We start from the raw sequence: 9,248 nt of genomic DNA, 5'->3' as shown, positions 1-9,248 counted from the left end.
TGCGCGGCCTCGAACTCTACGTCTCCAGTGGCACGGGGCTTCCCGGGTACGACGACACGCTGGACGGCCGTGAGGTCGCGGGCAATCCGCTCGTGCTCATCCGGCAGGCCGGTACCGGTGGAGTCATCGAGGCCGCAACCGGTGAATGCACGCGGCGGTTCGTCGCGAGACTCGACGAACTCGGCATTCCCGCCCACGTCGAGCTCCGCCCCACCGGGACCCATTCGTGGACCTACTGGCAGGACGACCTGCACCGGTCGTGGCCGATCTTCGACCGCGCCCTGCGCTGAGCGCCGCCGTAGGTTCCGGCCGGTGGCCCATCACGGTCAGTTGCACACCACGACGAGGCCGAGACCTCGCCAGACCTGGGTCTCGATCCGGTCGAACTCGTGGTCGTCGCGGTCGTAGACGGTGTCGGTCTCGGTGCGGTAGCCGCGGTCGCGCTGCTCGGTGACCGTGCACGAATCCGAGGAGATGCCGGAGCGGTTGAGCACCGTGTACGGCACGCCTTCGGCGTCGAGCGTTGCGCGGGCTGCGGATTCGCTCATCCCGACCACGTACGGAGCCGACGCGGCGGACGCGGCGGGGCCCCCGAGGAGCAGGGCGGCTGCGGTGGCTGCAGTGACGGCGGCGGCGGAGACGATGGTGCGCATGGTGATTCCTTTCGGAGATGCGAACAGGCGTGCAGAACAGGAAAGTGTTGGTGCGAACGGGATATGGGCTGTGATCCCGAGCCGTTCCCATCGTGGCTCGACAGCCCCACCGGGCACATCGGGTGAGCCACCCATCTGCACCCTGAATTCGCGGGTCGGGGTTTCTCGGGGAACGGGCGCGGTACCGTCGAAGCCATGGCCGAACCGAAACGGGTGGCTCTGGCACTCGGCAGTGGGGGTGCGCGCGGATACGCGCACATCGGAGCGATCCAGGCTGTGACCGGACGCGGCCTCGAGATCGTCGGCATCGCGGGATCGTCGATGGGTGCGCTGGTCGGCGGGCTGTACGCGGCGGGCAAGCTCGACGAGTACACCGACTGGGCGCTGACCCTCACCCAGCTCGACGTGGTGCGGTTGCTGGACGTGTCGGTGACGTCACCCGGTGCCATCCGCGCCGAGAAGGTGCTCGCCCGGGTCCGCGAGATCCTCGGCGACGTGCAGATCGAGGACCTGCCGCTCCCATTCACCGCGGTCGCGACCGATCTGGCTGCGGGCCGGCCGGTGTGGTTCCAGCGCGGGCCGCTCGACGTCGCCATCCGCGCTTCGATCGCGATTCCCGGCGTCATCACTCCGGCGGTCCTCAACGGGCGGGTGCTCGTCGACGGCGGCACTCTTGCACCGCTGCCGGTCGCGCCGACCGTGGCGCTGGCGTCGGACCTGACGATCGGGATCAGTCTCAGCGGTGAGGAACGCGGCCTCGCGTCGCCGGTGAACGTCAGCGCCGAACCGCGTCCGGTCGAGGAATGGATCGGCCGCTTCCGCCGTAGCGCCGGGTTCCTGCTCGAACGCGACATCGTGCGATCGGTCGTGGGCCGGTTCGGTTCGGCCCGGGCCCATACGGATTCGAGCCCTGCCGACTCCGGTAACGGCGCGGACTCCGATATCACTGCCGACTCCGATGCCGCTGCCGACGCGGAGGTGTTCGAGCCGCCCGTCGACCCGGCGCTCGAAGCCGCCGCGGTGGCGTCCGGCGGTGTCGCCGCGCCGAAACTCGGCCGCGTCGCGGTGATGAGCCGGTCGATCGACATCATGCAGTCGGTGCTGGCCCGGCATCAGCTCGCCGCGTACCCACCGGATGTGCTGGTCGAAGTACCGCGCAGCGCATGCCGCAGCCTCGATTTCCACAAGGCCGCCGAGATGATCGAACTCGGCCGGACACTGACCGAAGCGGCTCTCGACAACGCCGGGTTCCTCGAGGCGCGGGCCGGTGGCGAGCACGGTCCTCCGCAACCGGGCGATCACGGACCCGCAGAGGGATCGCCGGAATAGCAGGGGATCGTGGCCCCGACTCGGCGCAATGCCGGTGTGTTCGCGGTCGAGGGGGAGGACACTCGGGTGATGAGGCGTGGTGATGGCCGGTGAACGCGAAGGATCGAACCTGGGACCTCGGTTACGCGGCCGCGTGGCGGCTGGTGCGCGCACTGCCGGATCGCTGGGCGCTGCGCCTGTTCTATCTCGCAGCCGATCGCGCCGCTCGCAACGGTGGACCGGATCAGTTGCGGCGCAACCTATCCCGTGTTCTCACCATTCCAGCGGAGGAGGTCCCCGACGAGCTCGTGCGCGCGAGCCTGCGTTCGTACGCGCGGTACTGGTGCGAGGCCTTCCGGCTTCCGTCGATGGATCCGGTCCGGCTCGCCGACGACATCGAAACCTCCGCCACCGGACTCGAACACATCCACGAATCGGTCGAGCGCGGCAAGGGCGCGGTGCTGGCCCTGCCGCACAGCGGAAACTGGGATCTGGCGGGCGTCTGGGTGACGCAGCGTGTGGGCTCGCCGGTCGTCGTCGCCGAGCGACTGCGGCCGGATTCGCTGTTCCGGCGCTTCGTACGGTTCCGTGAGGGATTGGGATTCGAGATCATTCCGCTCACCGGCACGGAGACGCCACCGCTCGAGCAGCTGGCGGCACGGCTGCGCGAGGGCCGGATGGTCGGGCTGCTCGCCGAACGCGATATGACCGGCACGGGCGTGCCGGTCACCTTCTTCGGCGAACCGGCCCGCATGCCGGCCGGTCCCGCCCGGCTCGCGATCGACACCGGTGCGCCGCTGCTGCCGGTGAACTGCTGGTTCACGCCGAACGGTTGGGGTTTCCAGGTGGGCCCGCCCATCGAGGCCGTCGACGGTGTGCAGGGCACGACGCAGGCGCTGGCCGACCGGTTCGCCGCCGCGATCGCCGCGCATCCTGCCGACTGGCACATGCTGCAACGGGTGTGGACCGCCGACTTCGACGGCCACCGATGATCTACTCTGAGCCGGTGGAGACCGTACCGATCCAGCTGCCGGGGGGTACCACCGCGCCGGTCCGCCTGTTTCCGGGCCCGGACCACGAGCACGAGACGCGACGCGACGCCGCGAGGATCGTGGTGGTCGTCGTCCCCGGACTCGGAATCCCGGCCGGCTACTACGAACCGTTCGCCGACGCGCTGACCGGACACGGCTTCGACGTCGCGATCTGCGAGCTCCGCGGGCAGGGCGACAGCCGGCCGCGCCCGGACGCCGACAGCGTCTACGGCTACCACGAGCTGGTGTCCGTGGACTTCCCCGCAATGCTCGAGGTCGTCCGCGAACGATTCCCCGATTCGACCCCGTTCCTGCTGGGACATTCGATGGGCGGCCAGCTCGGGGTGCTCTACGCGTCGCGGGTCCGCGGCCGCCTCGGCGGACTGATCCTCGTCGCCTCCGGAACCCCCTACTACCGGCACTTCCCGGGCTCCCGCGGACCCGGCCTGCTGCTCGGGTCCGCGGCCATGTCGATCACCGCGAGCGTCGCGGGATTCTGGCCCGGCGACCGGCTCGACATCGGCGGGTTCGGACGCCAGTCCCGCGTGCTCATCTCGGACTGGGCGCGCCTGGCCCGCAGCGGACGATTCGAGCCTTACGGTGCCGACATCGACTACGAGGAGCGCCTCGCGCGGCTGAAGCTGCCGGTGCTGTCGATCACCATCGAGAACGACGACATGACCCCGGTCGCCGCGGCCCGGCACCTGCTCGAGAAGCTTCCGGCGGCCGAGGTCACCACCTGGCACCTCGACCGTCCGCTCGGGCACAACGGCTGGATCCGGGACAACGCGGAGATCGTCGAGCGGGTCGCGGCCTGGTTGCACGACCGCTGACCCGCCCGGTTGTCAGCGGAGCTTGTCCTCCAGGAACGTGAACGTCAGCGCCGACTTGAACGCGGCCTGCGCGTTGTCCGCCGCGCCGCCGTGCCCACCCTCGATGTTCTCGTAGTACCGCACCTGATGTCCCTGCTCCTCGAGACGGGCGACCATCTTCCGGGCGTGGCCGGGATGTACCCGGTCGTCGCGGGTCGAGGTGGTAATCAGGATCGGCGGGTACGTCGCGTCGGGGTCGACGTTCTGATAGGGCGAGTACTCCTTCAGGAACGCCCACTCGTCCGGGTTGTCGGGGTCGCCGTACTCGGCCGTCCACGACGCGCCCGCGAGCAGCAGGTGGTACCGCTTCATGTCCAGCAGGGGCACCTGGCACACGATCGCCCCGAACAGCGACGGGTAGCGGGTGAGCATCACGCCCATCAGCAGACCGCCGTTGCTGCCGCCCTGGATACCGAGCTTCTCCGCGGTGGTGATGCCCCGCGCGACGAGGTCCTTCGCGACCGCCGCGAAGTCCTCGAACACCTTGTGCCGGTTCTCCTTCAGCGCCTGCGTGTGCCAGGTGGGGCCGTACTCGCCGCCACCGCGGATGTTCGCGATCACATAGGTGTAGCCGCGTTCGAGCCATGCCCGGCCGATGCCGCCGCTGTAGGCGGGCACCAGCGAGTTCTCGAATCCACCGTAGCCGTACAGCAGGGTCGGCGATGGGGTGTCGGTGTTGCTGCCCACCACGAAGTACGGCACCTGGGTTCCGTCGTCGGACGTCGCGAAATACTGTGTGACGGAAATGTTCTCGGCGTCGAAGAACGAGGGCGCCTGCTTGATCGCCGTCAGCGGACCGTCGACCGTCCCGGACAGCAGAGTCGCGGGGACGGTGAAACCGCTGGAGTTGAGGAAGAAGTCGTCGCTCTCGAGGGGATCGACGTCGATGATCGAGGTGGACGTCGCCGGCGGAACGCCCTCGAGCGGGCGGTCCTCCCACCCGTCCGGCCCCGGCGTGAGCACCCGCACCTCGGTCTGCACGTCGCGCAGCGTCACGAGCAGCAGGTGGTTGCGGGTCCACGCGTACTGCTCGAGCGAGGTGTGCTCGTCCGGGGTGAACAGCACCGTGAACTCGCGTGATCCCGCCAGGAACGCCGGATAGTTCGTGGCCAGCAGTGCGCCGGCCGGGTATCCCAGCCACGGCGACCGGGTGCGCACCAGCAGATGGTCGCGGTAGACGCCGGCCCCGGCGTCGTCCGGCACCTCGAGCTTCACCAGTTCGCCGTCGTCGGTCAGCTCGAACCGGTGCGCGTTGTAGAAGTCCAGGGCCCGTTCGACGAAGGTCCGCTCGTATCCGGGCGTGCGGTCGTACGACGCGCCCACCGCCACGTCGGTCTTCTCGCCCTCGAACACGATCTCCGCCTCGGAGACCGGGGTGCCGCGCCGCCACCGCTTCGCGATGCGCGGATATCCCGAATCGGTGAGCGACCCGTCGCCGAAATCGGTACCGACGTAGACGGAGTCCGTGTCGATCCACCCGATGTCCGTCTTCGCCTCGGGCAGTTCGAAACTGTCCGGACCCGACACGAACTGCCGTGTGACCAGGTCGAATTCGCGGATCACAGTGGCGTCCGCGCCGCCGCGCGACAATCCGATCAAGGCGCGCGTGTGGTCGGGACGCAGCACCTGCGCGCTCGACCACACCCAGTTCTCGCCCTCCTGTTCGGCGAGCGCGTCCAGATCGACGAGCACGTCCCACTCCGGGTCGTCGCGCAGGTACTGGTCCATCGTGGTGCGGCGCCACAGACCCCGGACGTGCTCCGCGTCCCGCCAATAGTTGTAGAGATACTCGGCGCGCCGCCGGGCGTAGGGAATCCGCGCATCGGTGTCGAGCACCTCCCGGATCCGGGACTGCAACGTCTCGAACTCGTCGGTGCGGGTGTACTCGTCGACGGTGAGTGCGTTCCGGGCGCGCACCCAGTCCAGCTGCTGCTCGCCGGTGACGTCCTCGAGCCAGAGGTACGGGTCGGTCGGGTCGGAGGCCGTGGCGTCGGCGTTCGTCGCAGAGGTCATGTGGCTATTTCTACCCGGACCGGCACACTTGCGGGCATGCAGCTGCATCCAACCGACGCACGTCGCGACTGGCTCGGCGATCGCCTGCCCAGCGATCTGTTCCTCGTGTACTGCTTCGACGCGCCGTCTGCGCTGCTGGAACGGGTGCTCGCCGACCTCGCCGCGCGGGCCGCGAGGATCGGGGACCTGCGCACCCGGGCCGTCGACGTCCCGGGCCTGCTCGACTACCCGTACTGGACGAATCGCGAGATCGGCGACGACCAGTTCAGGACACATCCCGGCGGCGACTGGGCAGCGGTGACGGCCCTGCTCGGCACGCTCGTCGAGGGCCGCGTCGACATCCGCGTCTCGCCGTGGCGGCTGCACCTGATCCCCGACGTGACGGGCGCACCCGGGGGAGACGGGGCCGCGCTGCTCGCGGTGCTGCAGATCTCGCACGCGTTCGCCGACGGAGTGAGTGCGTCGGCGTTGGCGCGTGCCCTGTTCGAGAAGGACGCGCCGCCGCGCACCGAGCCGCCCCGCGCCCCGGCGCCGCCGGCCATGCTCGTACGCGCGGCGGCGAAACTGCCGGGACAGATCGTCGGGGTGGTCGCCGACGGGGTGCGGGCGAGCCGGGCCGAACAGGAACTGGCCGGACCGGGCGTGCCGCCCCCGGCGCCGGGCTGCCCGCTCGTCGCGGTGAACACCGCGCCCGGTCCCCGCCGCACGGTGCGGACCCTCGTGTGCGACGCCGCCGACCTACGGCGCGCCGGCACCGTCACGGTCGCGGCGCTGGCCGCGATCGGTCCGGCACTCGCCGCGTTCCTCGAGATCGAGGAGGGCCTCGGTGCGGAGGTCCCGGTCGCGGTGCCCACCGGCGGCGCCGAACGCAACGCCTATCGCAGCGTCGGAGTCGCGCTGCGCCCGGACATCCGCGACAGCGGCCAGAGGGCCGCCGCGATCGCCGCCGAACTGGAGCTGCGGCGACGCCGCGTCGCGCACCCGGCGATGGCCGTGCGGTCCCGGACGGAGGATCACGTGCCCGCCCCGCTGCTGCGATTCGGCACCGACCGCACCGACCTGTCCGTCGTTCCGCCGACCGTCACCGGGAACACCGTGGTGTCGAGCGTGAACCGCGGCAGCGCCGACCTCGTGCTCGGCGGCGGCGCGGTGCGGTTCACCACCGGATACCCGAGCCTGTCACCGGTGATGGCACTGACCCACGGCGTGCACGGCATCGGCGACGCCGTCGCGGTCTCGGTCACGACGAGCCCCGATGTGCTCGACGGCGCCGCACTCGACCGGTACGTGGATCTGCTCCGGAAGTCGCTGGCCGGACTGTAGCCGGGTGCGGCACCGCGGACCGTCAGCGGAAGTAGTCGCCGAATCCGAAGATCGCGTCGAAGGCGCTCGTGGGCAGCACGTCCACGTAGTTGACGCGGTAGTCCGGATACGAGGTGCGCATCAGGGCGTGCACGAACTGCGTCGCGTGGATCGCATCCACGGCGTCGATCGTGACGACGAGCTCGACCAGAGCGTTGTCGCTGCGACCCACGCAACCGTGATGCGGAACGATCGGCTCGAGGAAGTCGTCGAAGTCGTCGTCGCTCAGAAGATCGACGAGCACATCGAGTTCGATCATCGCGTTGTATTCCATGTGTGTCCTCCCGTGTCGAACACCCGAGCGGCCTCGCGCCGCGCGGGTTGGTGTCGATCGGGAAGACGCACGGCGACATCATGCCCGAGTCCCGGAGGGTCCGCACGGGGACCGGCCGCCGTGTCACACAGCCCCTTGTCTCACACAGCGGCCCCGAACACCGCTCGTTCGCGGCGACGCTGCTTGCGCGCGAGCACGGAGACCAGCGCGCGCAGGAAGAACGGCAGTTCCTTGCGGGCCCGCTCGGCTTCTTCGGGGGTCATGACCGCGAAGACCCGGGTGAGGTCGAAGTCCATGCGAGCGCCGCGTTGCGCGCCCTTCTCGAAGGTCTGCCATGACTCGGCGGACACGTAGCCGGTGATCAGCGGAAACACGGTGCGCTCCTCGTCGGCGATGTGTTCGTCGAGCATCGCCCGGAGCCGGCGGACGGTCTGCGCGAATTCGGCGATCGCGGTCTTCTGCGGCAGTGCCCCCGCCGAGCGGACGAGATCGTCGAGGAGCGGGTCGATCTCGTCGTGATCGTCCGTCAGTTCGGTGAAATCGACGTGCGGGCCCGCCGACTCGGTGATCAGGGGCCACAACGAGAAGTCCTCGACGTTGTGGTGATGGTGGAGACTCGCGGCGAAGAGGGAGACGTAGCCGGAGATCGCGGCGCACCGGGCGTGGTCGAAACGCGACCGGTCGGCGACCATTTCGTCGGCGAGACGGGAGAGCCGGGCGAGGTCGTGGACGATCACGCGGTGCGCGAGACGCATACCGAGCAGTTCTTCATCCGTGGTGAGGCGTGGAGCCTTGGTCAGAGGTGTCATGTCGGTAGCGTGCCCGCCGGTGCTTGGCTGCGACTTGGTGATCGCTTGGCCGGGACGAGCGCCACTGTTGCGGGAAGCGAAAGTGGCGACCAAGTGCCTGTCCACACACTCGGACCATGACCATCACACCTTCACTTCTGTACCGCCTCAGCGCCGCCGGCGTCATCGTCGCGTTCGCGCTCAACCTGACCGGTGGCCTGCTGCATCCGGTCGTCGACGGCAACGCGCATTCCGCCGAGTCGCTGACCTCCGGGTTCAGCCCGTGGGCGCAGATGCTGTTGCTGTTCGGGACGGTCGTCCAGCTGATCGCCCTGCCGGGTGTCTACGCGTGGTTCTCCGCGAAGGCCGGGCTCGCGGGGCTGATCGGCTTCGTCCTGCTCTACGCCTCGTCGATGCTCGTCTCGCTCACGCACCTGACGATCGAGGCGTTCGCCTCCTACGAGCTTGCGGCGAACCCGGCGACCGCCCACCTCGTCCCCGCGGACGGTTCCTTGTTCCCCTCGACGGCGTTCACCGTGCTGCAGACCGCGAGCGGGCTGACGTTCATGCTCAGCATGGTCGTGTTCGGCGTGTGCCTGCTCCGCACGGGCGCCGTTCCCCGCTGGATCGGCGCGATCATGACCGCCGGCGGCCTGGTTCTGCTCCTGCCGCTGCCTGAACTGCCCGGCGTGAGCGGGCTCGTGGTCGAGTTGCCGCGGGGGCTGGCGTTCGCCGCGATGGGGGTTCTCATTCTGCGGGCGAACGGTCGTCCGCCGGTGGAGGCGGCGCCGGCGACCTCGCATCGCTCAGGCGCTCCGCTAGCCGTGTGACCAGTTCCGATGCGGCGGCCCGACACCGGGTCGCCGCATCGCCGTCTCCGATGACCTCGGCGGTCTCGGCCAGCGCGACGTCGACGGGTCCCGCGTAGAACGAACCGGAGTCGAGCC

9 protein-coding genes and 1 pseudogene are annotated in these 9,248 nt (G+C 69.7%); 6 read left to right on the top strand and 4 right to left on the bottom strand.

The window, feature by feature from the left end:
- Positions 1-290, top strand: a pseudogene (locus tag I0Q12_RS33945) (esterase family protein); the annotation flags it as partial.
- Between the two features lie 36 nt (positions 291-326).
- Here the strand turns inward: I0Q12_RS33945 and I0Q12_RS25675 are convergent.
- Positions 327-653 (bottom strand): hypothetical protein, encoded by a 327-nt coding sequence (locus I0Q12_RS25675; RefSeq protein ID WP_197255991.1) that lies wholly within the window; start codon positions 651-653, stop codon positions 327-329.
- A gap of 195 nt (positions 654-848) precedes the next feature.
- Between I0Q12_RS25675 and I0Q12_RS25670 the strand changes: the two genes are divergently transcribed.
- The 3 genes from I0Q12_RS25670 to I0Q12_RS25660 all read left to right on the top strand — a co-directional run bounded on the left by I0Q12_RS25670 (position 849) and on the right by I0Q12_RS25660 (position 3,825).
- Entirely contained in the window at positions 849-1,982 is a 1,134-nt protein-coding gene (locus I0Q12_RS25670; RefSeq protein WP_197255989.1) for a patatin-like phospholipase family protein, read from the top strand.
- An 89-nt stretch (positions 1,983-2,071) separates the two neighbouring features.
- Positions 2,072-2,953, top strand: coding sequence for a phosphatidylinositol mannoside acyltransferase (locus tag I0Q12_RS25665; RefSeq protein WP_197255987.1), 882 nt, complete (start codon positions 2,072-2,074; stop codon positions 2,951-2,953).
- Between the two features lie 14 nt (positions 2,954-2,967).
- Positions 2,968-3,825, top strand: coding sequence for an alpha/beta fold hydrolase (locus tag I0Q12_RS25660; protein WP_197255985.1), 858 nt, complete (start codon positions 2,968-2,970; stop codon positions 3,823-3,825).
- A gap of 12 nt (positions 3,826-3,837) precedes the next feature.
- Here the strand turns inward: I0Q12_RS25660 and I0Q12_RS25655 are convergent, their stop codons facing one another.
- Positions 3,838-5,877 (bottom strand): prolyl oligopeptidase family protein, encoded by a 2,040-nt coding sequence (locus I0Q12_RS25655; RefSeq protein ID WP_197255983.1) that lies wholly within the window; start codon positions 5,875-5,877, stop codon positions 3,838-3,840.
- Between the two features lie 36 nt (positions 5,878-5,913).
- Here I0Q12_RS25655 and I0Q12_RS25650 point away from each other — a divergent pair, with 36 nt between their 5' ends.
- A complete protein-coding gene (locus I0Q12_RS25650; protein ID WP_197255982.1) occupies positions 5,914-7,200 on the top strand; it encodes a wax ester/triacylglycerol synthase domain-containing protein in 1,287 nt (428 codons plus the stop codon).
- Between the two features lie 22 nt (positions 7,201-7,222).
- On the opposite strand, the gene I0Q12_RS25645 is transcribed toward I0Q12_RS25650, so the two are convergent.
- On the bottom strand, positions 7,223-7,513 hold the full coding sequence (locus tag I0Q12_RS25645) for a hypothetical protein (protein WP_197255980.1): 291 nt from the start codon (positions 7,511-7,513) through the stop codon (positions 7,223-7,225).
- Between the two features lie 140 nt (positions 7,514-7,653).
- Entirely contained in the window at positions 7,654-8,322 is a 669-nt protein-coding gene (locus I0Q12_RS25640) for a hemerythrin domain-containing protein (RefSeq protein WP_197255979.1), read from the bottom strand.
- A gap of 116 nt (positions 8,323-8,438) precedes the next feature.
- Between I0Q12_RS25640 and I0Q12_RS25635 the strand changes: the two genes are divergently transcribed.
- Positions 8,439-9,131: a hypothetical protein gene (locus I0Q12_RS25635; RefSeq protein WP_197255977.1), complete on the top strand. Its 693-nt coding sequence runs from the start codon at positions 8,439-8,441 to the stop codon at positions 9,129-9,131.
- Positions 9,132-9,248 lie beyond the last annotated feature (117 nt).

The sequence above is a fragment of the Rhodococcus sp. CX genome, from assembly GCF_015865005.1.
GTDB lineage: Bacteria > Actinomycetota > Actinomycetes > Mycobacteriales > Mycobacteriaceae > Rhodococcus.
The sequence above is the reverse complement of the archived record's forward strand: the minus strand, read 5'-3'. Positions and strand labels throughout refer to the sequence as shown.

Excerpts from the sequence above, each read along its gene's own strand:
- I0Q12_RS25645 (WP_197255980.1), bottom strand. The coding sequence starts at position 7,513 with ATGGAATACAACGCGATGATCGAACTCGATGTGCTCGTCGATCTTCTG.
- I0Q12_RS25650 (WP_197255982.1), top strand. The coding sequence starts at position 5,914 with ATGCAGCTGCATCCAACCGACGCACGTCGCGACTGGCTCGGCGATCGC.
- I0Q12_RS25655 (WP_197255983.1), bottom strand. The coding sequence starts at position 5,877 with ATGACCTCTGCGACGAACGCCGACGCCACGGCCTCCGACCCGACCGAC.
- I0Q12_RS25635 (WP_197255977.1), top strand. The coding sequence starts at position 8,439 with ATGACCATCACACCTTCACTTCTGTACCGCCTCAGCGCCGCCGGCGTC.
- I0Q12_RS25675 (WP_197255991.1), bottom strand. The coding sequence starts at position 653 with ATGCGCACCATCGTCTCCGCCGCCGCCGTCACTGCAGCCACCGCAGCC.
- I0Q12_RS25670 (WP_197255989.1), top strand. The coding sequence starts at position 849 with ATGGCCGAACCGAAACGGGTGGCTCTGGCACTCGGCAGTGGGGGTGCG.
- I0Q12_RS25640 (WP_197255979.1), bottom strand. The coding sequence starts at position 8,322 with ATGACACCTCTGACCAAGGCTCCACGCCTCACCACGGATGAAGAACTG.